The following is a 23251-nucleotide window of genomic DNA, read 5'->3' as shown; positions in this document are numbered from 1 at the left end:
GCTGTTTGATGCAGGACGTCTCCTCTCTGGTGGCCCAGGCCAGGGAAGGCCGGCCGCGGGCCGTGGCCCGGCTGATCTCCCTGGTGGAGGGGGCGTCCCCGCAGCTCAGGGAGGTCATGGCGGCGCTCGCCCCGCTGACCGGCAACGCGTACGTGGTGGGCCTGACCGGCTCGCCCGGCGTCGGCAAGTCCACCTCCACCTCCGCCCTCGTCACGGCGTATCGCAAACAGGGCAAACGGGTCGGCGTCCTGGCCGTCGACCCGTCGTCCCCCTTCTCCGGCGGCGCCCTGCTCGGCGACCGGGTGCGTATGTCGGACCACGCCTCCGACCCCGGCGTCTACATCCGCTCCATGGCGACCCGGGGTCACCTGGGCGGCCTCGCCTGGGCCGCCCCGCAGGCGATCCGTGTCCTGGACGCGGCCGGCTGCGACGTGATCCTGGTCGAGACGGTCGGCGTCGGCCAGTCGGAGGTCGAGATCGCCTCCCAGGCCGACACCTCCGTCGTCCTCCTGGCGCCCGGCATGGGCGACGGCATCCAGGCCGCCAAGGCCGGCATTCTCGAGATCGGCGACGTCTACGTCGTCAACAAGGCCGACCGCGACGGCGCCGACGCCACGGCCCGCGAACTGAACCACATGCTCGGCCTGGGCGAGTCCCGCGGCCCCGGCGACTGGCGGCCGCCCATCGTCAAGACGGTCGCGGCCCGCGCGGAGGGCGTGGACGAGGTGGTCGAGGCCCTGGAGAAGCACCGTGCCTGGATGGAGGAGCGGGGCGTCCTCACCGAACGCCGCAAGGCCCGCGCGGCCCGCGAGGTGGAGACGATCGCGGTCACGGCCCTGCGCGAACGCATCGGCGACCTCCACGGCGACCGCCGCCTGGACGCCCTGGCGGAACGCATCGTGGCAGGCGACCTGGACCCGTACCGCGCGGCCGACGAACTGGTGACGGGTCTGACCGAGGGCTGAGCCGGCCCGCTGCGGTCCGGTACCCGGGAGTCCGGGGACCGGGCGGCGCGCAGGCCGCCACTCCGGGACAGCCTCCAGGGTGTCGGGTCCCCCGACACCCTGGAGGCCGCCGTCGGACTCAGGGGCGACCCCGCTGTCCCCTCAGGTGGTCGGCGATCGGCTTCAGTCCCTTGTCCAGCTCTATCAACGCCTCCGGCGACAACAGGTCGATGAAGTGCCGCCGCACCGATGCCACGTGGTGCGGTGCGACCTTCTTCATCGTCTCCATGCCGTGCTCCGTCAGCACCGCGTACAGCCCCCGCCGATCGGACTCGCAGTTCTCGCGCCGCACCAGGTTCGCGTTCTCCATGCGTGTGATCTGGTGCGAGAGCCGGCTCTTGGACTGCAGGGTGGCGGAGGCCAGGTCGCTCATCCGCATCCGCACGTCTTCCGACTCGGAGAGGTTCACGAGGATCTCGTAGTCATTCATCGTCAGGCCGAACGGCTGCAGATCCTTTTCGAGCTGATACGTCAACAGCCTGTTGACCTCCAGGTGGGTGCGCCAGGCGCACTGCTCCGCATCGGTCAGCCAGCGCGTGGCCGTCTCGGTCTCCATGTATGAAGTCTACCTAAGAAGTTGAATGACGAACTACTTCGGGTGGTGTGACAGTGCGCACGCGTTCGACGTCACACTCCGCAGACTACCGCTCACAGCCCGAAGCGACGCTGGAGGTCCCCCAGCTGTCCGGGAAGGCGCGGTACGGCCGACGATTGCGGACCGTGTCCACCCGGTGCCGCTCCGCCACCGCCGGGCACCCCCGGTTGGGACGGAACCGCTCCCGTGGCCTGCTCGGCCATGAGGGCCTCGCTCGACTGCAGCAGGACCGTCCCGGCCCCCACGAACTCGAACTGGTGCTCCTCGCCGGAGGCCCCGCCCAGGCCCGTCATCGCACGTAGACCGCCCATGACGCCCGTCAGGTACCCGTGGTCGTAGTGATGACAGGGTGACGGGCAGTCGGCCCACCCGACCAGCGCCTGCGGGTCCACCCGGATCGGAGGTTCCATGAACACCACCGGCCCGTTAGATGCGGCCACAAACTTGCCGGTTCCGATAAGGGTCAGAAAACCTGGCACGATCGATTGTTTGAGCGCGAGACTTGGCTGAAAAGCGAGCAGGTTGCCCGCGCGAATGGTCAAGTTCCCGTCGTCCAGGTCGTAGGAGTTGACGTCGAAGGCCCGGTCGGCCAGCAGCATCTTGCCGGAGCCCTCCGCCACGACCCAGTCGCTCGCGTGCAGTGGCGAATGGAACGAGGTGCGGACAAGTCGGTCGAGTCGGCCGTGCCCGACGCCGTTGAACTCGATCGACCCGTAGTAGGCGATCATCTTCCCCTTCTGCAGGAACCACTGCCCGCTCTTGAGCTCCACGCAGAACGTGTACTTGTTCACGTTGTCGTCGGTGGGGAGGGTCAGGGGGTCGTACACCACCGGGCCGCCGGGGGTTCCGTACGCGCTCACAGCTTCTCCTCCGAGGCCTGGACGAACACCGTGCCGTTGCCGCTCAGCTCCAGCTGGAACGCCTCGCCGGAGCCGCGGCCCACCATGTCGCGCCAGCCGAGCGCGGTGGACAGCTTGTTGCGGACGTCGCCGTGGTGGGCGACGTACGCCTGCGGGTCCACATGGACCGGGCGCTGGGGCGTGATCGGGATCTCGAAGACGCCGCCGTGCGCCATCACGGCCACCGAGCCGTGCCCCTGGAGGGTGGTGGTGAACAGGCCCTGCCCGGTGACCTGGCCCCGGACCAGGCCCATGACCCCGCCCTGCGAGCCCATGAACATCGTGCCCTGCTGCAGGGTGCCCTCGAAGGCGAGCAGCCGGTCGGCCTCGACGTAGAGGGTGTCGCCGGTGAGGCCGATGACGTGCACGTGGTGGCCGCCGTGCCCGAAGAAGACGGTGCCGCTGCCCTCGACGGTCATCAGCGGGGTCGCCTCGCCGGCCACCCGCCGCCCGAGCATGGACATCAGCCCGCCCTGGCCGCCCTGGAGGTTGGGCGTGAAGGACACGTCCCCCTTGTAGGCGAGCATCGCCCCGCGCTGGCTGAACACCCGCTGCCCGGGTGCCACGGTCGCCTCGACCATCTTGGAGTTGATCTCACGGAAGCTCATCTCACAGGTCCCCCGCGATCGTGTTCCGCTCGCTCGGCTGCACATAGACCAGACCGTCGCCCTCGAAGCGGATCTGGAAGGCCTCGCCGCCGCCCTCCCCCAGGAGCGTGCGGAACGTCACACCGGACTGGAAGGACTGCCGCACGTTCCCCTGGTGGGCGATGTAGGCGCCCGGGTCGACGATCAGCGGGTACTGCGGGCTGACCCGGAGCACCACGGCCGGACCGTCGGAGATGATCGCCGCCTGTCCGTGCCCCTCGACGGTCGTCGTGAACAGGCCGTTGCCCTGCGAGGCGCCGCGCAGTCCGGTGAACGTCGTGCCCGTCCTGAGTCCCGCGTCGGTCGCGAGCAGGTTGCTCGACTCGACGTAGAGCCTGTCGCCCTGGAGCTGCACGAGATTGATCTCCGAGGCACGGTCCGCGAACCAGCAGGTGCCCTGCCCCCTCACCTCCATCACCGTCATCTGCTCGCCCGTGAGCCGCCGGGTCACCATCCCGCGCAGCCCCTCGCCGCCACCGCTCAGCTTCTTGAAGGCCATCTGCCCGTCGTACGCGACCATCGAGCCGTTCTTCGCTTTGACGGCGTCCCCGGTCATGTCGACGGCGAGGACCTTGCTCCCTTGGAGCCGGAACATCGCCACGCTGTGAAAGTAGCGGCGACGCGGGTGGACGGAACAGGCCCCGTAGGTGGAGAGCGACCCTGACCGCACCCCTAGGGACACCGTTTGCCACAATGGGCGAACGCTTGTGCTTCCGTTCACAAAGCGGATCGCCAAGCGGATCACGACGTCGGTCACGAAACGACCGAGCCCTCAGCGACTCCCACCGAAGGTGACCCGTGGACCTCAAGACCGCCACTGCCCTCCGCCGCCTCCGCCTGGTCTCGGCGCCGGAGGCCGTGTCCTTCCTCATCCTGCTCGTCTGCTCGGTCCTGAAGCGGACCACGGACTTCAACGCGGTGCCGGTGATGGGTGCGGTCCACGGCGTGCTGTTCGTCCTGTACGTGATCTTCTGGGCGGACGCCTGGAACCGCACCAAGTGGAGCTTCGGGACCGCGGCCCTCTACTTCGTCCTCTCCGTGCTGCCCACCGGCGGCTTCTTCGCGGAGCGCAAGCTGCGCCGTGAGGCCGAGAGTGCGGTCATCGCGGCACGCGCCCGTAAGGAAGGGGTCGTGAACGCATGATCGTCGCCTTCTCCGTGACGCCCCTGGGTGTCGGCGAGGACGTGGGGGAGTACGTCGCCGACGCCGTCCGTGTGGTGCGCGAGTCGGGCCTGCCCAACCGCACCGACGCCATGTTCACCTCGATCGAGGGGGAGTGGGACGAGGTCATGGACGTCGTCAAACGGGCCGTGGCCGCCGTCGAGGAGCGGGCCCCGCGGGTGTCGCTCGTCCTGAAGGCCGACATCCGGCCCGGCGTGACCGACGGACTGACCTCCAAGGTCGAGACCGTCGAGCGGCACCTGGCGCAGTAGCTCCGGCCGACTCGCGCGCGAAACCCCGGCCCCGGTGGGCCGGGGTTTTGTCCGTCCCGGCCTTTGAGCGATCGCTCAAAGAGGTGTACTTTCCCTCTCAGACAGTTTGAGCATTTGCTCAAACTCCACTCTGACGTGGGGGAACAGCATGGGTCTCTATATAGAGGCGCATATCCGCGCCGACCTGGACGATCTCTGGGCGCGCACCCAGGACCCCTCCCAGCACCAGCGCTGGGACCTGCGGTTCACCGAGATCGACTACCTCCCGCGCGCGGAGGGCGAGCCGCAGCGCTTCCGGTACGCCGTGCGCGTCCTGCCGTTCCTCACCGTGTCCGGCACCGGAGTCGCCGCGGGCGAGAAGGAGCGCCCCGACGGCACCCGCACCTCCGCCCTGCGCTTCGCCTCCCCGCACCCCCTCTCGCTGCTCGCCGAGGGCAGCGGCTACTGGCGGTACGTGCCCGAGGCGCACGGCGTCCGCTTCCTCACCGGCTACGACTACCGCCCCCGCTGGGGCGCCTTCGGCGCGCTCGCCGACCGGCTGGTGTTCCGGCCGCTGATGGGCTGGGCGACCGCCTGGTCCTTCGACCGGCTGCGGCTGTGGCTGGAGCGGGGCATCGTTCCCGAGCGGGCCCTCGTCAACTGGCTGGCCGAGCTGGCGGTCCGCGCGCTGGTACTCACGGTGTGCCTGACCGGTCTGGGGCTGGAGTCCAGCATCCACGTGTTCGGCCCGTTCGGGGCCACCGTGGCCTACCTGTGCCCGCTGCTGCTGGTGGTCGCGATGTCGCTCGCCCTCCTCAAGGCGCCGCTCGCCTGCACCCCGGCGGCCCGCCGCTGCCTGCGCGCCCCGGTCACCCAGGCGCGCGCACCCCGCCTCCTGCACACCCTGGAGAAGCTCGGATGACCGCGACGACCCCGATGAACTCGATGTTCCGCACGGTGATGGGCGACGACTTCGACCGTCTCCACCCCCAGCTGCGGCGCCGCTTCTCGGTGGGCCTGGCGAGCGGGGAGGCCTGCACCGGCCGGGGCGTGATGGACCGGATCTGGCACGGGCCGGCGTTCGTGAAGCCGTTCCTGGCCCTGGGCGCCACCCGCAACATCCTCGTCCCGCAGGCCGGACGTGACGTCCCCTTCGTGATCGAGAACGTGCCGTACGCCGACACCTTCGGCCGTGAGACGGTGACCTTCGTGCGCACCTTCGACCTGCCCGGGCGCTCCCGCCGCTTCGACGCCCAGATGGTGCTCAGCCCCAAGGGCGACCGCATCCTCGACTACCTCGGCACCCACCAGCACCTCGCCAGCGAACTCCACTTCGGCGCCGAGCCCGACGGCTCGCTGCTCATCCGCTCCGGCGAGCACCGCTTCCGGGAGGGCCCGGTGGACGTGCGTGTACCGGAGTTGGTCGGCGCCACCGCCGAGGTGCGCGAGTCCTACGACGACGCCGCCGGCCGCTTCCGGATCCGGGTGAGCGTGGTGAACCGCTGCTTCGGGCCGCTCTTCGGCTACGAGGGCTCCTTCACGGCCTCGTACAGGAACATCCGTGCCTGCGGGGTGCGGACCGGACTGCGCCCGGTGCGGGAGGAGGCGCGCGCATGAGCCCGGAGACGGCGAAGTCCCAGGAGACCAAGACCAAGCTCCTGGAGGGCGCGCTGCGCACACTCACCGAGCAGGGCATCGCCAAGACCTCGGCCCGTACGGTGGCCTCGGCGGCCGGGGTCAACCAGGCGCTGGTCTTCTACCATTTCGGATCGGTGGACGAGCTGCTGGCCGCCGCCTGCCGCTACGGCGCAGAGAAGGCAGTGGCGCGGCACCGCCCCCGGCTCGCCTCCGTCGCCTCCCTCTCCGAGCTGCTCGCCGTCGGCCGCGAGATCCACGAGGAGGAACGGGCCGGCGGCCATGTGGCCCTCCTCGGCCAGCTCCTGGCCGGCGCCCAGACCCATGCCGCCCTCGGCCCGGCCACGGCCGCCGGTCTCGACCTGTGGATCGCCGAGATCGAGCAGGTGCTGCGCCGGGTGCTCGCCTCGACGCCCATGGCGGAGTTCGCCGACCCGGCGGGCCTCGCCCGCGCCGTCGCCGCCTCCTTCGTCGGCATCGAGCTGTACGAGGGTGTGGACGAGGCGGGTGCGCACGCGGCCCTCGACGCCCTCGAACAGCTGGGCGCCCTGGTCGCGGCCCTGGACGCGCTGGGCCCGGTGGCCCAGCGCGCGGTCCGCCACCACCTGCGCCGCACGAGCCGCGGCTGACCGGCGGCGGACGGATTCCCGGCGCCCTCGTGCGACGCCCTCGTACGAGAGGTCGCCCGCGGAAAAGGTGACGGACGTCACCATGGATGTCACCCGGATGTCGGTCGGGCGACCGAAAGCCGAGACGGGGCTGACCGGCATATGACCGGCGGGTAGGGTCTGATGACGTGCCGAAGCCTCTCAGTCTTCCCTTCGACCCCATCGCCCGTGCCGACGAGCTCTGGAAGCAGCGCTGGGGAAACGTGCCGCCGATGGCCGCGATCACCTCGATCATGCGGGCGCAGCAGATCCTGCTGGCCGAGGTCGACGCGGTGGTCAAGCCGTACGGTCTGACCTTCGCGCGCTATGAGGCGCTGGTGCTGCTCACCTTCTCCAAGGCCGGCGAGCTGCCGATGTCCAAGATCGGCGAGCGGCTGATGGTGCACCCCACCTCCGTGACGAACACCGTGGACCGGCTGGTGAAGTCCGGTCTGGTGGCCAAGCGCCCCAACCCCAACGACGGCCGCGGCACGCTCGCCGTCATCACCGACAAGGGCCGTGAGGTGGTCGAGGCGGCCACCCGCGACCTGATGGCGATGGACTTCGGCCTGGGGGCGTACGACGCCGAGGAATGTGCGGAGATCTTCGCGATGCTCCGTCCGCTGCGGGTCGCCGCGCACGACTTCCACGAGGAGTGACCCGGGGCAAGATCTCCCGGAACGGACCGTTACGCTCGACCGCATGAAGAAGAGCGTGCTGACCCGCTACCGCGTCTTGGCCTATGTCACCGGTGTCCTGCTGGTCCTGCTGTGTCTGAGCATGATCGCGAAGTACGGGCTGGACGTCGACGGTGCCGCCGACGTCACCCGGGTCGTCGCCATCGCGCACGGCTGGCTGTACGTCGTCTACCTGGTCTTCGCCTTCGACCTGGGCTCCAAGGCGAAATGGCCGGTCGGCAAGCAGCTGTGGGTGCTGCTGGCGGGGACGATCCCCACGGCCGCGTTCTTCGTCGAGCGGAAGATCAGCCGCGAGCTGGAGACCGAGGTCGCCGACCCGGCTCCGGCCGTGGCCAAAGCCTAGCTTTCACCGCCGTACGGAACTCGTACGGCGGTTAGCCATCGACATTTACTAGGACGTCCTAGTAAATTCGAGGGTATGGACGCTCACGCCATCGAGGAGGGCCGCCGACGCTGGCAGGCCCGATACGACGCCGCGCGCAAGCGCGACGCAGACTTCACCACGCTCTCCGGCGATCCCGTTGAGCCGGTGTACGGACCCCGACCGGGGGATGCGTACGAGGGATTCGAGCGGATCGGCTGGCCCGGGGAGTACCCCTTCACGCGCGGGCTCCATCCGACCGGCTACCGCGGGCGCACCTGGACGATCCGCCAGTTCGCCGGGTTCGGCAATGCCGAGCAGACGAACGAGCGGTACAAGATGATCCTCGCGGCGGGCGGCGGTGGCCTGTCCGTCGCCTTCGACATGCCGACGCTCATGGGGCGCGACTCCGACGACCCCCGCTCGCTCGGCGAGGTCGGGCACTGCGGGGTGGCGATCGACTCGGCGGCCGACATGGAGGTCCTGTTCAAGGACATCCCGCTGGGTGACGTCACGACCTCGATGACGATCAGCGGGCCTGCCGTGCCCGTCTTCTGCATGTACCTCGTCGCCGCCGAGCGGCAGGGCGTGGATCCGGGGGTGCTCAACGGGACCCTCCAGACCGACATCTTCAAGGAGTACATCGCGCAGAAGGAGTGGCTCTTCCAGCCGGAGCCCCATCTGCGCCTCATCGGCGACCTCATGGAGTACTGCGCGGCCGGCATCCCCGCCTACAAGCCGCTGTCCGTCTCCGGCTACCACATCCGCGAGGCCGGGGCCACGGCCGCGCAGGAGCTGGCGTACACGCTCGCGGACGGCTTCGGGTACGTGGAGCTGGGGCTCTCGCGCGGGCTCGACGTGGACGTGTTCGCGCCCGGCCTCTCCTTCTTCTTCGACGCCCATCTGGACTTCTTCGAGGAGATCGCCAAGTTCCGGGCGGCCCGGCGGATCTGGGCGCGCTGGATGCGGGACGTGTACGGCGCCCGGAGCGACAAGGCGCAGTGGCTGCGGTTCCACACGCAGACCGCCGGTGTCTCGCTGACCGCGCAGCAGCCGTACAACAACGTGGTGCGTACGGCTGTGGAGGCGCTGTCCGCCGTGCTCGGCGGGACCAACTCGCTGCACACCAACGCCCTCGACGAGACCCTCGCGCTGCCGAGCGAGCAGGCGGCGGAGATCGCGCTGCGTACGCAGCAGGTGCTCATGGAGGAGACCGGGGTCGCCAACGTGGCGGATCCGCTGGGCGGTTCCTGGTACGTCGAGCAGCTGACGGACCGGATCGAGGCGGACGCGGAGAAGATCTTCGAGCAGATCAGGGAGCGGGGCCTCAGGGCGCACCCCGACGGGCGGCACCCGATCGGACCCATCACCTCCGGCATCCTGCGCGGGATCGAGGACGGCTGGTTCACCGGGGAGATCGCGGAGTCCGCGTTCCGGTACCAGCAGTCTCTGGAGAAGGGCGACAAGCGCGTCGTGGGCGTCAACGTCCACACCGGGTCGGTCACCGGGGACCTGGAGATCCTGCGGGTCAGCCATGAGGTGGAGCGGGAGCAGGTGCGCGTGCTCTCCGAGCGGAAGACGGCGCGGGACGAGGGGACCGTGCGGACGGCGCTGGACGGGATGCTCGCCGCGGCCCGGTCCGGCGGGAACATGATCGAGCCGATGCTGGATGCCGTACGTGCCGAGGCGACGCTGGGCGAGATCTGCGGGGTGCTGCGGGACGAGTGGGGCGTGTACACCGAGCCCGCCGGCTTCTGACGGCGGACGCGGAGGGGCCGGCGGCGTCCGCCGCCGGCCCCTCCGCGCTGTCGCTCCGGATTCAGAACTGCTGCACGAAGTAGGGCTCCACGGTCATCCAGCCGTTGCCCCGGGCGCCGTGGCGGGTGCCGTTGTCGCTCCGGGCGAGGGTGTACCAGGAGTCGACGTAGTCCGGGTCGTCCGTCCACCAGTCGTCCGGGATGGCGTCCAGGACGGCGTTCACCAGGGGGATGTAGGCGCCCTGGTCGGTGATGGTGAGCAGAGCGGTGGCGATGGCCTTGGCGAGGTCGCGGTAGTTGGTGCTGCCGTCCTCCTCCATCATCACGGCGTCGGCCAGGTTGTACTTGTAGTTCGACCAGTTGACCAGGATCTGGTTCGGCCGGTACACCGTGCCGTCGTTGTCGAGGTAGGGCATGTCGACCGGGTCGACGCGGACCTTGCCGTCCTGGCCGAAGCCGGTGACCAGGGTGTAGATCTCGGCGTCGCCCTTGACCCAGGGCTCCTCGTCGTCCGAGAGCTCCACCGAGGTGATCCTGGTGGTCCAGAAGCCCGCGGCGGCCGGCGCCGCCTGCCCGGCGGCCCGCCGGGCGTCCGGTGCGGCGGTGGGCGCGGGGGCCGCGGAGGCGACACCGCGCCGCTGCAGCTCCGCGCCGAGGACCTTCAGGCCGGCGGCCAGCGCCGTGGACCCGTCGACGTCGACGACGTACACCGGGTGCGCCGGCGCCGTGCGGGTGTCGAGCGTGTGCGTCCGGCCGCGGCTGTCGTAGGCGGTGACGGCGGCGGTGTCGTCGTCGGAGGCCGCCACGGCGACCCAGGGGGTGGTGCCGGCCGCCAGCGCCGCGCGCATGGAGTCGTCCCCGAGGCGCAGCCGGAGCAGCGAACCGACCTCGCTGTCCAGGCCCTTGGCCGTGGCGATGCGGCGGTCGGCCGCGGTCAGGGCGGACTTGAGGGGGCCGTGGGCCAGGGAGGTGACGGCCACCTCGTGGGAGGCGAGGGCGGCCTTGCGGACGCGGGTGCGCCAGGCGCTGTCGGTGAGCGAGCCGGCGAGGGCACGCGCGGCCTGGTCCTCGGCCGTGGCCACCGCGGACGCGGGAGCGGGGGAGTGGGGGGCGGCCGCCGAGGCGGGCGGGGCGCTGAGGGTCTGCCCGGCGCTCAAGGCCACCAGGGCAGCCGCGAGGGCGGCAAGGGTGCCGTGCCGGCGGGGGTGACGGGGTCTCACGTGGATCGGTCCTCCTGGGCCAGTCGGGTCGCGCTGTCAGGTGGAGCGGGTGCTGCGAGGCGGATCCCGCGGGATCCCTGCGGGATCCAGCAGGATCAAGGCGGATCTATGCGAGTAGATACCGCCTGAATGATGGCGGTGACATGACAGAACGACAAGGGGTGCCGTCACGGGTCCGGATGAACATCCGGGAACGGAAAGCGGAGGGAGCCTGTCCCCGGGCCTCCCGGCCTTCTGGCCCTCGGGTCTACGGGCTTACGGGCCTACGGGGTACGGGTCTGCGGGTCTACGGCTCGGTCGGCGGAGCGGTCAGGCCGAGCAGCAGCACCCGGGTGAAGCTCCGTGCCCACTGCTCGTCCGCCGGCTTGCCGCTCACCAGGGTGCGGTGGACGACCGCTCCCGCCACCATGTCGAAGATCAGTTCCACCGTGCGGGCGGCCTCGGCCGGGTCCGGTTCCGGGGGGAGTTCGCCGCGACACTGGGCCCGCTCGCGGCCCTCCAGGACCAGACGCATCTGGCGGTCCACGATGGAGGCGCGGATGCGCTCGCGCAGGGCGTCGTCGCGGGTCGACTCCGCGACCGCCGCCATGAGGCCGCTCCTGGCCTCCGGGCGGGCCAGGATCGCCGCGAACTGCAGGACCACGCCCTCGATGTCGGCGGCGAGACTGCCGCGGTTGGGCAGTTCCAGTTCGTCGAACAGTTCGGCGACCGCGTCGACCACCAGTTCGTGCTTGCCGGCCCAGCGCCGGTACAGCGTCGTCTTTGCAACCCCGGCCCGCGTCGCCACGTCTCCCAGGGTGAGCCTGGACCACCCGAGTTCCACCAGCGCCTCACGCGTGGCCGCCAGGATCGCGGCGTCCGCGGCGGCGCTGCGCGGGCGCCCGGCGCGGCTGGCGGGGGTGCGGCTGTGCATCCCACGACCATAACCGGCAGTTCGTGTGAGGCCGTGAGGGAGATCACCGGGGCGTGGTGTCGCGGGGGCCCCTCATGGCATTACGCTACGAGTCGTAGCGAAAGCTCGTGAGGGACGTACGCGGGCGACGACCACCGGCGTGGGTGGGGACCCGGCGCCAACCACATCGCTTTTTCATTCATGCGCGGGAACGGGGGAGGATAGACGCATGCAGCCACGGAACATGTCCATGAGCGGCGTCGTCGACCTCGCCGCGGTGAAGGCGGCCCAGGAGGCCAGAGCCAAGGCCGAGCAGGCGCGCGCCGAAGCCGCCCGGCAGGGCGGGGCGGGGGCCGTCTCTCCGGCCGACCTCGTCATTGATGTCGATGAAGCCGGTTTCGAGAGCGATGTCCTCCAGCGCTCCGCCGAAGTCCCCGTCGTCATCGACTTCTGGGCCGAGTGGTGTCAGCCCTGCAAGCAGCTGAGCCCGGTCCTGGAGCGGCTGGCCGTCGAGTACAACGGCCGTTTCCTCCTCGCGAAGATCGATGTCGACGCCAACCAGATGCTGATGCAGCAGTTCGGGGTCCAGGGGATCCCGGCTGTGTTCGCCGTCGTGGCGGGGCAGGCCCTGCCGCTCTTCCAGGGCGCCGCGGGCGAGGAGCAGATCCGCCAGACCCTGGACCAGCTGGTTCAGGTCGCCGAGCAGCGCTTCGGACTGACCGGCCTGACCGTCGACCCGGACGCGGAGCCGGGCGGCGCCCCCGTGCGCGAGATGCCGGCGGGCCCGTACGACGCCCTGCTGGAGGCCGCCGTGCAGGCGCTGGACGCAGGTGACCTGGGCGGTGCCGTCCAGGCCTACAAGAACGTGCTCAGCGACGACCCGGGCAACACCGAGGCCAAACTCGGACTCGCGCAGGCCGAGTTGCTCCAGCGGGTGCAGGACATGGACCCGCAGCAGGTGCGCAGGAACGCGGCCGAGAAGCCGGCCGACGTCGAGACGCAGATCGCGGCCGCCGACCTCGACCTGGTGGGCGGTCATGTCGAGGACGCCTTCGGGCGGCTGATCGAGACCGTGCAGCGCACGGTGGGTGACGACCGGGATGCGGTGCGGCGCCGGCTGCTGGAGCTGTTCGAGGTCGTGGGTTCCGAGGATCCACGGGTGATCGGGGCACGCCGGGCGCTGGCGCGAGCGCTGTTCTGAGCAGCTACTAAACGCCACGGCTTGTGTTGCCGGGGTGAAAGATTTGCCGACGAGACGTCAGGGTGGCCGCGCTTTACCAAATCTTGGTAATCGCGATTGCTGTTACTCGCAGTAAATCAGAGCCGTTGGTCTGTCTGGTTTCGTCCAGGGATCAACGGCTTTGCTCTGCCCCTGGATGCCACCGAGTGTGGCGCTCCGAGACCGGCGGGTCGTTGTTCGGTTATCCGGCCGTTACTAGCGAGTAACGAACCCCCTTGTGTCCGGCGCGAGAATGCACCACGATCGGCGACGCTCGGTCCATTTCCCCTACCCCGGCGGCCGGTCGGGTCACGGGAGACCCTGGGTCCCCACCGAGCAGAGCCGGCGGCAGTGGCGCCGGCTCTAGGGCAGGGGGGTCTTCGCCAGAACGGCGAAGCCTGTCCAGAGGTTGTGCGTGATGTGTGTCAGGCGCGACCAGTGGTTGTCGCTCGGGGGTGATCGCCGGTGATTCGGGCGCGGTTCGCGCCTCCGAGTACGGGCGCTCTCCTTCCCGAGGACGTAGCACTTCTCCCATCCCTGCCTGGCTGAGCCGCCGACTGGGGCGAGTCCGGGCCAGGAGATGTACGTCCGAGAAGGAGGAAATATGGAGTCCCAGGTGCGTGGCGGGACCAGATGGAAGCGGTTCGCTGTGGTCATGGTGCCCAGCGTCGCCGCTACGGCTGCGATAGGTGTCGCCCTCGCGCAGGGCGCTCTCGCTGCTTCGTTCAGTGTTTCGGGTCAGTCGTTCAAGGTGACGGCGAAGAACCTCCACGGTGAGGGCTTCGCGCAGTACGGAGCCATCGACTCGGGTTACACGATGTCGGGTGGAAAGGCTGCTCACCCCGTCGCGGTCTCGGCGTTCCAGAGCGCCACGATCCAGAAGATGTGTCAGTCGGTCGTCACCCCGGACATCCCGATCCTCGGGGATGTCACGCTGCGCCTCGAGGCGGGTGACAGCACCGACAAGGACAAGCAGGTCCAGGCGGACAGGCTGTACATCGACGTCGAGGACCTTCAGGCCGACGCGACCTTCCACGGCCTCGACATCGGTGTGGCCGCCAAGGACGCCAGCAAGGGTCCGGGCATGAAGGGCAACGGCGAGCAGGCCAACCCGTTCGGCTTCGCCCAGCAGGCTGACTCGGTGGACCTGTCCGGCGTGAAGCAGACGGCGTGGGCGACCACTGCCGGAACCTTCAAGCTCAGCGGTCTGCACATGTCGCTGCACAAGGGCAGCGGCGCAGGAATCGAGTGCTACTAGTCACTCGTTGACGGGCGGGGGAGCCGGTGGCGCCCCCGCCCGTCACCTCTCCGGCCGCGTCTTCACTCGCGGCACACATCACCACCACAGCAACGCCGCACCAGGGAGCTGTTTTCCATGAGCGCCGAGACTTCTGTTGCCGACCCCGGCCAGTTCACCCGCCGGAGGCTGCAGTTCCGCGCCTGGCGGGGCGCGCGTCCCTTCTGGGCGGGGCTGTATGTCATGCTCAGCGGCCTTCCGATCATCTACTTCCCGTACTTCCACCTCCAGATCGGTCACCTGACGCTTGCGATGGCGACCACCGCGGGAGCGGGATCCCTGATCATCGGCGTGCTGCTCATCGTGTTGGGCATCAGCCTCTGGTTCCAGAAGCACGTGAGAACGTTCGCGGGCGTCGCTGCGATCCTTCTGGCGCTGGTGTCGCTCCCCGTTTCCAACTTCGGTGGCTTCATCATGGGCTTCCTGCTCGCCCTCGTCGGCGGCGCGATGGCCGTGTCGTGGGCGCCGGGCCCGCCGCCGCAGTCGGAGCCGCCTGCCGGGCCCGTCCCTGGTGAGGGTGCTGCCCCCGACGCCGCACCGCTGCCCCACCAGGCTGCGGACGGGGTGCACGAGTCGTACGACCTGTCAGGAACGAGTCCGGCCAACGAGGCGAACGGGAGGCACAGTGCCGGCTGACGAGGTGACCCACGGGACCGATGTGGACGGGTCCCGTGCGAGAACCGGGCCCCGCCACGCGGCACCCAAAAAGCCGCTGTTCACCAGGTTTCACATGCCGGCCGGCAAGGCGATCGCCTCCGTGGCGATGCCCACGGCGGTTCTCATGGGCATGGGCTTCACGTCGTCGCTCGCTCTCGCCGACAACAACGGCGGTACCGCGACGTCCAACAGCCAGAAGGCCGCGGACTACAAGGACTGCGTAGCGGCGCTGGACGATGCCAAGGACGGCTCGGCCTCGCCCTCACCGTCCGCGAGCGAGTCCACCGGCACGGCCACGCCGACCCCCACGGCGTCCGCCGACGCCAAGGACGCGGCCACCGACACCGCCGGGGACTCCGGCAAGACCTCGTCGCCGGATTCAGGTTCCGACGACAAGGGCGCCACGCCCAAGCCGACGGCGACCTCGGGATCGTCGGGTTCCTCGGACTCCGGCTCCGGCTCCGGTGGCGGCGACACCGCCACGCCGACCCCCTCGGCGTCCCAGAGCAGCGACGGCGGTCTGCTGGACACGATCGGTGACACGATCGGTGACATCCTCACCGGCGGCAAGAAGGACTCCGGCACGACCGCGAGCCCGACGCCGTCCGCGTCCGCGTCGTCCTCGCCGGCCACGCCGTCCTCGTCCGGGTCGTCCGGCTCCGCCGACACGGGCAGCGCGTCCGGCACGGTCAAGGACACCGTGGACAAGGCCACCAAGACGGTCACGGACACGGTGAAGGACACCACCGACACGGTCTCCAAGACGGCCGAGGACACCACCGAGGCGGTCAAGGACGCGGCCGCGTCGGCCACGCCCAGCCCCTCCGCCAGCGCCTCGGCGTCCCCCGACGACTGCCCGGTGGCCACCGACGACGAGAGCGGTGTCGACAACAAGGTGCCGGTGGCGGACGACCCCTGGTACCTGAACGCCAGCTCGCTGCTCCTGAAGAGCGCCGACTACCAGGGCATCGTCGAGGTGAAGACGGCCAACGGCACCAAGAAGAAGGTGCTGAAGTACGTCATCTCCGGCGGGACCGACATCGGTGACCTGCACCAGACGGTGAAGGACAAGCAGTCGGGCAAGACGTACCACGTCCAGGCGTCCGAGGGCTCGACGTCGACCATCCGAGACGGCGTCACCGTGATGTACACCGAGAGCATCTCGGGCAACCTGTTCGGCCTGATCCCGGTGACGTTCAGCCCGGACAGCCCGCCCCCGCTCAACATCCCGCTGATCTACTTCACCCATGTGAAGGTGACGCAGGCAGGCCAGTTCGGCGGCACCCTGCACGTGCCCGGTATGCACGTGTACACCACCGACTGACCGCCCCCGCAAGCCCGTCCGGGAGCCGCAACACCGTGGCCCGGCCCTCCAGTTGTGGAGGGCCGGGCCACGACCTTTGGCGACCCTTGCGCACCACTGAGGGCGCCCCCTGCCGCAGGGGGCGCCCTCAGTGTCGTACCAGGCCTGGCGGGGAGCGTCAGCTGCTCTGGCCGCCCACGTGGTGGACGCGGACCATGTTGGTGGTGCCGGGGACGCCGGGGGGCGAGCCGGCGGTGATGACGACCGTGTCGCCGGGGTTGAAGCGGCCCAGCTTGGCCAGCTCCTGGTCCACCATGTCGACCATCTCGTCGGTGCTGTTGACCAACGGGACGACGTGCGGCTCCACGCCCCAGCTGAGGGTCAGCTGGTTGCGGGTGCCCTCGTCGGTGGTGAAGGCGAGGATCGGCTGGGACGCGCGGTAGCGGGACAGACGGCGGGCGGTGTCGCCGGACTGGGTGAAGGCGATCAGGCCCCGGCCGCCGAGGAAGTCGGCGATCTCGCAGGCCGCGCGGGCGACCGAACCGCCCTGCGTGCGCGGCTTCTTGCCGGGGACGAGCGGCTGCAGGCCCTTGGAGAGCAGCTCCTGCTCGGCCGCGGTGACGATCTTCGACATCGTCTTGACGGTCTCGACCGGGTAGGCGCCCACCGAGGACTCCGCCGACAGCATGACCGCGTCCGCGCCGTCCAGGATAGCGTTCGCCACGTCGGAGGCCTCGGCGCGGGTCGGCCGGGAGTTGGTGATCATCGACTCCATCATCTGGGTCGCCACGATCACCGGCTTGGCGTTGCGCCGGCACATCTCCACCAGGCGCTTCTGCACCATCGGGACCTTCTCCAGCGGGTACTCGACGGCGAGGTCACCGCGGGCCACCATGACGGCGTCGAACGCCGCGACGACTTCCTCCATGTTCTCGACCGCCTGCGGCTTCTCCACCTTGGCGATCACGGGGACCCGGCGGCCCTCCTCGTCCATCACGCGGTGGACGTCCTGCACGTCCTTGGCGTCCCGGACGAAGGACAGCGCGACCATGTCGCAGCCCATCCGGAGGGCGAAGCGCAGGTCCTCGATGTCCTTCTCGGACAGCGCCGGGACGTTGACCGCCGTGCCGGGCAGGTTGATGCCCTTGTGGTCGGAGACGACACCGCCCTCGATGACGATCGTCTTCACCCGCGGGCCCTCGACGTCCAGCACCTTCAGCTCGACGTTGCCGTCGTTGATCAGGACCTGGTCGCCGCGCGAGACGTCGCCCGGCAGCCCCTTGTACGTCGTGCCGCAGATCTGCTTGTCGCCCGGCACGTCCTCGGTCGTGATGACGAACTCGTCACCGCGCTCCAGCTCGACCGGCCCCTCGGCGAAGGTCTCCAGGCGGATCTTCGGGCCCTGGAGGTCGGCGAGGACACCGAGGGCACGGCCGGTCTCCTTGGACGCGGCCCGGACGCGGTCGTACCGCGCCTGGTGCTCGGCGTGGGTGCCGTGGCTGAAGTTGAAACGGGCCACATTCATGCCCGCCTCGATCATGGCGACAAGCATCTCGTGGGTGTCGACCGCGGGGCCGAGAGTACAGACGATTTTCGAACGGCGCATGGGGCGATCCTATCGGTTTGTTTCGCTGCGGAATATTCCGTCTGGCGGAAGATACAAATGGGCGGACATGCGCTCAGGCGTGTTACTGCGGTGTATTGCTCAGCTGTCCATTCCGACCAGCGCATACGTCTGTGTGGCGATCTCCAGTTCTTCGTCGGTCGGCACCACGGCGACCGCGACCCGCGCGGACTCGGGGGAGATCAGCCGCGGCTCACCGCTGCGCACGGCGTTCAGGCCGGCGTCGACCACCAGGCCCAGGCCCTCCAGGCCCGCGATCGCCGCCTCCCGCACGGGCGCCGCGTTCTCGCCGACCCCGGCCGTGAACGCGACCGCGTCCACCTGGCCGAGGACCGCGTAATAGGCGCCGATGTACTTCTTGAGCCGGTGAATGTAAATGCCGAAGGCCAGCTCGGCCTCTTCGTCGCCCTCGTCGATCCGGCGGCGGATCTCCCGCATGTCATTGTCCCCGCAGAGACCGAACAGACCGCTCCTCTTGTTGAGAAGAGTGTCGATCTCGTCCGTGGACATTCCGCCAACACGCTCCAAATGGAAGATGACGGCGGGATCCAGATCGCCGGACCGCGTTCCCATCACGAGGCCCTCCAACGGCGTCAGCCCCATGGAGGTGTCCACGCACCGGCCCCGCTCGACGGCCGACGCCGAGGCACCGTTGCCGAGGTGCAGCACGATCACGTTCACCTCCGACGGGTCCTTGCCCAGCAGCCGCGCCGTCTCCCGGGAGACGTACGCGTGCGAGGTGCCGTGGAAGCCGTAGCGGCGGATGCGGTGCCGGTCCGCGATCTTCGGGTCGATCGCGTAGCGCGCCGCGGACTCCGGCATCGTCGTGTGGAACGCCGTGTCGAACACCGCGACCTGCGGCAGGTCGGGGCGCAGCGCCTGCGCGGTGCGGATACCCGTGAGATTGGCCGGGTTGTGCAGCGGCGCCACGGGGATCAGCCGCTCGATCTCGGCGAGCACCTCGTCGTCGATCACGGTGGGCTCGGTGAAGAACATGCCGCCGTGCACCACCCGGTGCCCGATCGCGGCCAGCTCCGGCGAGTCCAGGCCCAGGCCGTCCCGGGTCAGCTCCTCCGCGACCGCCTTGAGGGCCGCGTCGTGGTCGGCGATCGGGCCGCTGTGCTCGCGGGTCTCACCCGTGGCGGCACAGGTGTGCTTGAGCCGGGAGGTCTGCTCGCCGATGCGCTCCACCAGACCCACCGCCAGCCGACTGCTGTCCCGCATGTCCAGCAGCTGGTACTTCACCGACGAGGAGCCGGAGTTGAGGACGAGGACACGGGTGGGGGAGGTCACTGCTCGGACGCCTTCTCGTTCGGGTGCTGGGCCTGGATCGCCGTGATGGCGACGGTGTTGACGATGTCCTGGACGAGCGCGCCGCGGGACAGGTCGTTGACCGGCTTGCGCAGGCCCTGCAGGACCGGCCCGACGGCGATCGCGCCGGCCGAGCGCTGTACGGCCTTGTAGGTGTTGTTGCCGGTGTTGAGGTCGGGGAAGATCAGCACGCTGGCCTGCCCGGCGACCTCGGATCCGGGAAGCTTGGTCGCGGCGACGGACGGCTCCACGGCCGCGTCGTACTGGATCGGCCCCTCGATCTTCAGGTCCGGCCGCCGCGAGCGCGCCAGCTCCGTCGCCTCGCGCACCTTGTCGACGTCGGCGCCCGAGCCCGACGTACCGGTGGAGTACGACAGCATCGCGATCCGCGGCTCCACGCCGAACCGCGCCGCGGTGCCCGCCGACTGGACGGCGATGTCCGCCAGCTGCTGGGCGTTCGGGACCGGGTTGACCGCGCAGTCGCCGTAGACCAGCACCTTGTCGGCCAGGCACATGAAGAACACGGACGACACGATCGAGGAGTCCGGCTTCGTCTTGATGATCTCGAAGGCGGGCCGGATGGTGGCCGCGGTCGAGTGCACCGAGCCCGACACCATGCCGTCGGCCAGACCCTCCTGGACCATCAGGGTGCCGAAGTAGTTCACGTCCGAGACGACGTCGTAGGCCAGCTCCACCGTCACGCCCTTGTGGGCGCGCAACCGGGCGTACTGCTCGGCGAACGCGTCGCGCAGCTCGGAGGTGGCCGGGTCGATCAGCTGGGTGTCGCCGAGGTCGATGCCCAGGTCGGCCGCCTTCTTGCGGATCCGGTCGACCGGGCCGAGCAGGGTCAGGTCGCACACCCCGCGACGCAGCAGCACCTCGGCCGCGTGCAGCACCCGCTCCTCGGTGCCCTCAGGCAGCACGACCCGCCGTTTGTCCGAGCGGGCCTGCTCCAGCAGCTTGTGCTCGAACATCATCGGGGTGACCCGGTCGCTGCTCGGCGCCGAGACCCGGCGGGCCAGGTCGGCGGTGTCGGTGTACCGCTCGAACAGGCCGAGCGCGGTCTCCGCCTTGCGCGGAGTGGCCGCGGTCATCTTCCCCTCCATCGCGAAGAGGTGCTCGGCGGTGGGGAAGCTGGTGCCGGGGACCGAGATCACCGGGGTGCCCGGGGCGAGACGGGCGGCCAGCGTGAGGATCTCCTCGCGCGGCACCTCGTTCAGGGTCAGCAGAACGCCGGCTATCGGCGGGGTGCCGGCGCTGTGCGCGGCCAGCGAACCGACGACCAGGTCGGCGCGGTCGCCCGGCGTCACGACCAGGCAGCCCGGGGTCAGAGCGCTCAGGAAGTTGGGCAGCATCGCGCCGCCGAAGACGAAGCCCAGCGCGTCCCGGGCGAGCCCGGAGTCGTCGCCGAGCAGCACCTTGGCGCCGAGGGTCTGGGCGATCTGCGCGACCGTCGGCGCGGACAGCGCGGGGTCGTCCGGCAGCACGTACGCCGGCACCGGCAGGCGGTTCGCGAGCCGCTCGGCGATCTCGTCGCGGTCCTCGCGGGCCACCCGGTTGGCGACCATGGCCAGCACGTCGCAGCCCAGACCGTCGTACGCCCGGTACGCGTTGCGCGTCTCGGCCAGCACGGACTCGCCCGTCTGCCTGCGGCCGCCGACCACCGGGATCACGGACGCGCCGAACTCGTTGGCGAGCCGGGCGTTCAGGGAAAGTTCGTCCGGCAGCTGGGTGTCGGCGAAGTCGGTGCCGAGGACCAGGACGACGTCGTAGTCCCGGGCCACCAGGTGGAAGCGGTCGACCAGCGTGGAGACCAGCTCGTCCGTGCCCTGCTCGGCCTGGAGCGCGGACGCCTCGTGGTAGTCCATGCCGTAGACGGTCGCCGGGTCCTGGGAGAGGCGGTACCGGGCCCGCAGCAGTTCGAACAGCCGGTCGGGCATGTGGTGCACGAGGGGGCGGAACACCCCCACCCGGTCGACCTGCCGGGTCAGGAGTTCCATGACTCCCAGCTCGACGACCTGGCGGCCGTCGCCGCGGTCGATCCCGGTCACGTACACGCTGCGCGTCACCTGTGCACTCCGTTTCGTCGGTCTCGTCACCGGCATAAAAATCGCCCACCGAGGTGAGCAGAACCCTCTTGACAATACCCCTGGGCCCGGATAAGGCGCCCGTCAGGATCTCACCGCTCCGGCGGACGTGAAAGAATCAGATCTGGCTCACCGGTACCGACAGCGAGCAGGAGACACAGCACGATGCGCATCGGAGTTCTCACCGCAGGCGGCGACTGCCCCGGCCTGAACGCCGTGATCCGGTCGGTCGTGCACCGGGCGGTGGCGCAGTACGGCGACGAGGTCATCGGCTTCGAGGACGGCTACCGAGGTCTGCTCGACCGTCACTACCGCTCTCTCGACCTGGACGCCGTCAGCGGCATCCTGGCCCGCGGCGGCACCATCCTCGGCTCCTCCCGTCTGGAGCGCGACCGGCTGCGCGAGGCCTGCGAAGGCGCCGCCGACATGGTCGAGGAGTTCGGCATCGACGCGCTGATCCCGATCGGCGGCGAGGGCACCCTGACCGCGGCCCGCATGCTCTCCGACGCAGGGCTGCCGGTGGTCGGCGTCCCGAAGACCATCGACAACGACATCTCCTCCACCGACCGCACCTTCGGCTTCGACACCGCCGTCGGCGTCGCCACGGAGGCCATGGACCGCCTGAAGACGACCGCCGAGTCCCACCAGCGGGTGATGGTCGTCGAGGTCATGGGCCGGCACGCCGGCTGGATCGCCCTGGAGTCCGGCATGGCCGCCGGCGCCCACGGCATCTGCCTGCCCGAGCGCCCCTTCGACCCCGCCGACCTGGTCAAGATGGTCGAGGAGCGGTTCTCCCGCGGCAAGAAGTTCGCGGTCGTCTGCGTCGCCGAGGGCGCCCACCCCGCCGAGGGCACCATGGACTACGGCAAGGGTGAGATCGACCAGTACGGCCACGAGCGCTTCCAGGGCATCGGCACCGCGCTCGCCTACGAGCTGGAACGGCGCCTCGGCAAGGAGGCCAAGCCGGTCATCCTCGGCCACATCCAGCGCGGCGGCGTCCCGACCGCGTACGACCGCGTCCTCGCCACCCGCTTCGGCTGGCACGCCGTCGAGGCCGCACACCGCGGCGACTTCGGCAAGATGACCGCACTGCGCGGCACCGACGTGCAGATGGTGCCGCTCGCGGAGGCGGTCACCGAGCTGAAGACGGTACCGAAGGACCGGATGGACGAGGCCGAGTCGGTCTTCTAGGCCGCCGTACCGTCCTCCACCCTCTCCCAGAAGTACTCCACGATCTGGTCGAGGAAGTCGCGGCCGGCGTCGCTCGAGGCGCTGGCCGCGCTGTTCCCGCCCCAGCTGAGGCTGGCCACCATCTGCCCCTGGTAGTCCTGGTGCAGCTCCTGGAGCACGCCCTCCAGCCGCCCCCGATCCACCGGCGCGATCTTCGACACCGGCCGGACATAGGCCTGCCAGCGCGTGGTGACGGCACTGCGCAGCAGCTCGGCCAGCCGCTCCTCCAGGCCGGTGACGGCGACGAAGTCGGGCAGCGACAGATCCAGGATCTCCGCGAGGGCGGCCGCCTGGCGGTCGTTGCCGCGCCAGTCGCCGCTCTCCTCCATGCGCAGATAGCCGCGCAGATCGGTCCCGATGGCACGGGCGACGTCCTCGGGGGCGAGCGCGCGGGCGATCCGGTGCTCCCGCAGGGTCCGGGGCCGACCGATCAGCTCGCCCGGGGAACACCACAACACGCCCGCGAGCGCGGTGAGCTCGGGGTTGCCGGGCGAGACGGTGCCGCGCTCCCACGCGATCACGAGGTCCGGGGTGACGTACGGCATCCCGTACGAGGCACGCATTCCGTAGGCGACGTGCTCCGGCCCCATGCCGAGGGCGGCACGGAGCCTGCGGGCGGCGGGGGCGTTGAACGGGGGAGCCGAGGGGTTCGGTTGGGCTGAGGGTTGGCGCACCCCGCACAAGCTAGGGGTGCGGGAGCCGGGTGACTACGGGCTGTTCGCCCAGGATCACCGATTGTAGGAACGTACGGTTCCG

Annotated in this window: 24 protein-coding genes; 14 read left to right on the top strand and 10 right to left on the bottom strand. The window is 70.0% G+C overall.

Annotated elements, in window-relative coordinates; genetic code table 11:
* Nucleotides 1-8 precede the first annotated feature (8 nt).
* Nucleotides 9-965 carry a methylmalonyl Co-A mutase-associated GTPase MeaB gene (gene meaB / locus ABZ471_RS32950; RefSeq protein WP_359071603.1) on the top strand — a complete coding sequence of 319 codons (957 nt, stop codon included), beginning with the start codon at nucleotides 9-11 and terminating at the stop codon, nucleotides 963-965.
* 118 nt (nucleotides 966-1083) lie between these two features.
* On the opposite strand, the gene ABZ471_RS32945 is transcribed toward meaB, so the two are convergent.
* The 4 genes from ABZ471_RS32945 to ABZ471_RS32930 form a co-directional block, all read right to left on the bottom strand.
* Nucleotides 1084-1560, bottom strand: a complete 477-nt coding sequence (locus ABZ471_RS32945) for a MarR family transcriptional regulator (RefSeq protein ID WP_359071602.1) — start codon at nucleotides 1558-1560, stop codon at nucleotides 1084-1086.
* A gap of 92 nt (nucleotides 1561-1652) precedes the next feature.
* A complete protein-coding gene (locus ABZ471_RS32940) occupies nucleotides 1653-2459 on the bottom strand; it encodes an AIM24 family protein (RefSeq protein WP_359071601.1) in 807 nt (268 codons plus the stop codon).
* Nucleotides 2456-3106, bottom strand: a complete 651-nt coding sequence (locus tag ABZ471_RS32935) for an AIM24 family protein (protein WP_359071600.1) — start codon at nucleotides 3104-3106, stop codon at nucleotides 2456-2458. Before ABZ471_RS32935 ends, ABZ471_RS32940 begins: the two co-directional genes overlap by 4 nt.
* 1 nt (nucleotide 3107) lies before the next feature.
* On the bottom strand, nucleotides 3108-3740 hold the full coding sequence (locus ABZ471_RS32930; protein WP_359071616.1) for an AIM24 family protein: 633 nt from the start codon (nucleotides 3738-3740) through the stop codon (nucleotides 3108-3110).
* 203 nt (nucleotides 3741-3943) lie between these two features.
* Here ABZ471_RS32930 and ABZ471_RS32925 point away from each other — a divergent pair, with 203 nt between their 5' ends.
* From ABZ471_RS32925 to ABZ471_RS32890, 8 genes are all read left to right on the top strand, one after another.
* Nucleotides 3944-4288, top strand: coding sequence for a DUF3817 domain-containing protein (locus ABZ471_RS32925; RefSeq protein WP_359071598.1), 345 nt, complete (start codon nucleotides 3944-3946; stop codon nucleotides 4286-4288).
* Entirely contained in the window at nucleotides 4285-4578 is a 294-nt protein-coding gene (locus tag ABZ471_RS32920; protein ID WP_359071596.1) for an MTH1187 family thiamine-binding protein, read from the top strand. The genes ABZ471_RS32925 and ABZ471_RS32920 overlap by 4 nt, the downstream gene beginning before the upstream one ends.
* A 148-nt stretch (nucleotides 4579-4726) precedes the next feature.
* Nucleotides 4727-5479, top strand: a complete 753-nt coding sequence (locus tag ABZ471_RS32915; protein ID WP_359071595.1) for a hypothetical protein — start codon at nucleotides 4727-4729, stop codon at nucleotides 5477-5479.
* A gap of 14 nt (nucleotides 5480-5493) precedes the next feature.
* Nucleotides 5494-6174 carry a DUF4166 domain-containing protein gene (locus ABZ471_RS32910; protein ID WP_359071614.1) on the top strand — a complete coding sequence of 227 codons (681 nt, stop codon included), beginning with the start codon at nucleotides 5494-5496 and terminating at the stop codon, nucleotides 6172-6174.
* Nucleotides 6171-6821, top strand: a complete 651-nt coding sequence (locus tag ABZ471_RS32905) for a TetR/AcrR family transcriptional regulator (protein ID WP_359071594.1) — start codon at nucleotides 6171-6173, stop codon at nucleotides 6819-6821. The genes ABZ471_RS32910 and ABZ471_RS32905 overlap by 4 nt, the downstream gene beginning before the upstream one ends.
* Nucleotides 6822-6988: 167 nt before the next feature.
* On the top strand, nucleotides 6989-7498 hold the full coding sequence (locus ABZ471_RS32900; RefSeq protein ID WP_359071593.1) for a MarR family transcriptional regulator: 510 nt from the start codon (nucleotides 6989-6991) through the stop codon (nucleotides 7496-7498).
* A 43-nt stretch (nucleotides 7499-7541) separates the two neighbouring features.
* The gene (locus tag ABZ471_RS32895; protein WP_359071591.1) at nucleotides 7542-7880 is read left to right on the top strand and encodes a DUF3817 domain-containing protein; all 339 of its coding nucleotides are present in this window, start codon (nucleotides 7542-7544) and stop codon (nucleotides 7878-7880) included.
* A 75-nt stretch (nucleotides 7881-7955) separates the two neighbouring features.
* The gene (locus ABZ471_RS32890; protein WP_359071590.1) at nucleotides 7956-9656 is read left to right on the top strand and encodes a methylmalonyl-CoA mutase family protein; all 1701 of its coding nucleotides are present in this window, start codon (nucleotides 7956-7958) and stop codon (nucleotides 9654-9656) included.
* A 61-nt stretch (nucleotides 9657-9717) separates the two neighbouring features.
* Here the strand turns inward: ABZ471_RS32890 and ABZ471_RS32885 are convergent, their stop codons facing one another.
* Nucleotides 9718-10875: a DUF3103 family protein gene (locus ABZ471_RS32885; protein ID WP_359071588.1), complete on the bottom strand. Its 1158-nt coding sequence runs from the start codon at nucleotides 10873-10875 to the stop codon at nucleotides 9718-9720.
* Between the two features lie 286 nt (nucleotides 10876-11161).
* On the bottom strand, nucleotides 11162-11788 hold the full coding sequence (locus tag ABZ471_RS32880) for a TetR/AcrR family transcriptional regulator (RefSeq protein WP_359071587.1): 627 nt from the start codon (nucleotides 11786-11788) through the stop codon (nucleotides 11162-11164).
* Nucleotides 11789-11996: 208 nt separating this feature from the next.
* Between ABZ471_RS32880 and ABZ471_RS32875 the strand changes: the two genes are divergently transcribed.
* The 4 genes from ABZ471_RS32875 (at nucleotide 11997) to ABZ471_RS32860 (ending at nucleotide 16264) form a co-directional block, all read left to right on the top strand.
* Entirely contained in the window at nucleotides 11997-12968 is a 972-nt protein-coding gene (locus ABZ471_RS32875) for a tetratricopeptide repeat protein (RefSeq protein WP_359071585.1), read from the top strand.
* 622 nt (nucleotides 12969-13590) lie between these two features.
* Nucleotides 13591-14244, top strand: coding sequence for a DUF6230 family protein (locus ABZ471_RS32870; RefSeq protein ID WP_359071583.1), 654 nt, complete (start codon nucleotides 13591-13593; stop codon nucleotides 14242-14244).
* 117 nt (nucleotides 14245-14361) lie between these two features.
* Nucleotides 14362-14919 carry a DUF6114 domain-containing protein gene (locus ABZ471_RS32865; RefSeq protein ID WP_359071581.1) on the top strand — a complete coding sequence of 186 codons (558 nt, stop codon included), beginning with the start codon at nucleotides 14362-14364 and terminating at the stop codon, nucleotides 14917-14919.
* Nucleotides 14909-16264 carry a hypothetical protein gene (locus tag ABZ471_RS32860; RefSeq protein ID WP_359071579.1) on the top strand — a complete coding sequence of 452 codons (1356 nt, stop codon included), beginning with the start codon at nucleotides 14909-14911 and terminating at the stop codon, nucleotides 16262-16264. Before ABZ471_RS32865 ends, ABZ471_RS32860 begins: the two co-directional genes overlap by 11 nt.
* Nucleotides 16265-16421: 157 nt before the next feature.
* On the opposite strand, the gene pyk is transcribed toward ABZ471_RS32860, so the two are convergent.
* The 3 genes from pyk to pta all read right to left on the bottom strand — a co-directional run bounded on the left by pyk (nucleotide 16422) and on the right by pta (nucleotide 21247).
* Nucleotides 16422-17849 carry a pyruvate kinase gene (pyk, locus tag ABZ471_RS32855; protein WP_359071577.1) on the bottom strand — a complete coding sequence of 476 codons (1428 nt, stop codon included), beginning with the start codon at nucleotides 17847-17849 and terminating at the stop codon, nucleotides 16422-16424.
* Nucleotides 17850-17948: 99 nt separating this feature from the next.
* Nucleotides 17949-19160, bottom strand: a complete 1212-nt coding sequence (locus ABZ471_RS32850) for an acetate kinase (protein WP_359071576.1) — start codon at nucleotides 19158-19160, stop codon at nucleotides 17949-17951.
* Entirely contained in the window at nucleotides 19157-21247 is a 2091-nt protein-coding gene (pta, locus tag ABZ471_RS32845; RefSeq protein ID WP_359071575.1) for a phosphate acetyltransferase, read from the bottom strand. Before pta ends, ABZ471_RS32850 begins: the two co-directional genes overlap by 4 nt.
* A gap of 183 nt (nucleotides 21248-21430) precedes the next feature.
* On the opposite strand from pta, the gene ABZ471_RS32840 reads away from it, so the two are divergent.
* A complete protein-coding gene (locus ABZ471_RS32840) occupies nucleotides 21431-22456 on the top strand; it encodes an ATP-dependent 6-phosphofructokinase (protein WP_359071573.1) in 1026 nt (341 codons plus the stop codon).
* Here the strand turns inward: ABZ471_RS32840 and ABZ471_RS32835 are convergent.
* A complete protein-coding gene (locus ABZ471_RS32835) occupies nucleotides 22453-23178 on the bottom strand; it encodes a helix-turn-helix transcriptional regulator (protein ID WP_359071571.1) in 726 nt (241 codons plus the stop codon). The genes ABZ471_RS32840 and ABZ471_RS32835 overlap by 4 nt on opposite strands.
* Between the last annotated feature and the right edge of the window lie 73 nt (nucleotides 23179-23251).

Origin of the sequence: Streptomyces sp. NPDC005728, assembly GCF_040630895.1 — a bacterium.
Taxonomy (GTDB): domain Bacteria; phylum Actinomycetota; class Actinomycetes; order Streptomycetales; family Streptomycetaceae; genus Streptomyces.
The sequence above is the reverse complement of the archived record's forward strand: the minus strand, read 5'-3'. Positions and strand labels throughout refer to the sequence as shown.